The organism is Oleiphilus sp. HI0067, assembly GCF_001635735.1.
Window position 1 is genome coordinate 1 of the sequence record NZ_LWFI01001480.1, and the last position, 1,054, is coordinate 1,054.

At 47.7% G+C, this 1,054-nt stretch carries 1 protein-coding gene; it reads right to left on the minus strand.

What is annotated here, in order from left to right; genetic code table 11:
- Positions 1-1,034: hypothetical protein (locus A3739_RS24110; protein ID WP_068503107.1), on the minus strand; the 1,034-nt coding region annotated here is incomplete at its 3' end.
- Between the last annotated feature and the right edge of the window lie 20 nt (positions 1,035-1,054).

The window sequence follows — 1,054 nt, forward strand, 5'->3', positions numbered from 1 at the left end:
GTAATATGACCATCCGCAAAAATCGATTTCGCACGTCGTTTAGCGAGACCATTAGCACTGCAATTCACAATCAAAGCGTTGCGCGAGAGTGCCTGTTCCTCGCCGGACTCAAAATGCAAATGCGTGGTTGATACACGGGCAACGCGGCCCTTGCGCAACACCTGTTTGATTGATTTAAGCTGTTCTAGCTCTGGCATGCTTACCGTAGCGCATCGCCACTTGGTCGGCTGCACATTTTTATCGAGGCGGAATACAATGCCTTCGCGTTCCATTTGCAAAAACGCATCATCAATTTCAGCATTATCAATTAGGCCCTGTAATTGCCCCGACAGCATGTCGCCCACTGTATTCGGGGCGGCCATCTCACGCGGCCACATCCACATGTCATTCGAGATTACCCATTGAATGCGTTCTGGGATCACACCGTTATCAAGAAGATATAAAATGGCATCGATCCCAGTTTTACCGGCACCAACCACCACATATTTAGAAAAAGAGCGTTCGAGTTTAGTCAGCGCATTGGGTGCGACTAACTGAACGTCCCCATCCACTTTATAACGTGGTGGATGCGTCGCAGGTACTTCGACACGCATATAACCGCTATCGACAATCTTGCGCTTTACGTGGATTCGATACGACACGCCTTCGTCTATGTTGGAAGCAACCGTCGCGATTGCTCCCTTGTCGAGTGGCTGCTCACCCACAAAATCACATTTGAATAAAAAGCGTGCACGCCCAGTACTTACTAAGTTTTTAGAAATACGTTCAAAGTAATGAATGATTTGAGGGCGACTAGAAAGGTCTGTTTTCGATTCACTTAACTCAAGTGAGTTCACCCCGTAAGCTATTGCTGGCTGATGAAGCTTAACGTGATCATAGGCATCAACCCAATGCCCGCCCGACATGCCGCGACGCTCTGCAAACACGATGCTTGCTTGTTTGTCGTGTTTGAGCAATTCATCAGCAAATGCCAATCCCATCGCACCAGCACCGATGATCAAATAGTCCGCCTCTAATTGTTTTATTTCGGACATAGTTCCTCCTATAACAAGGT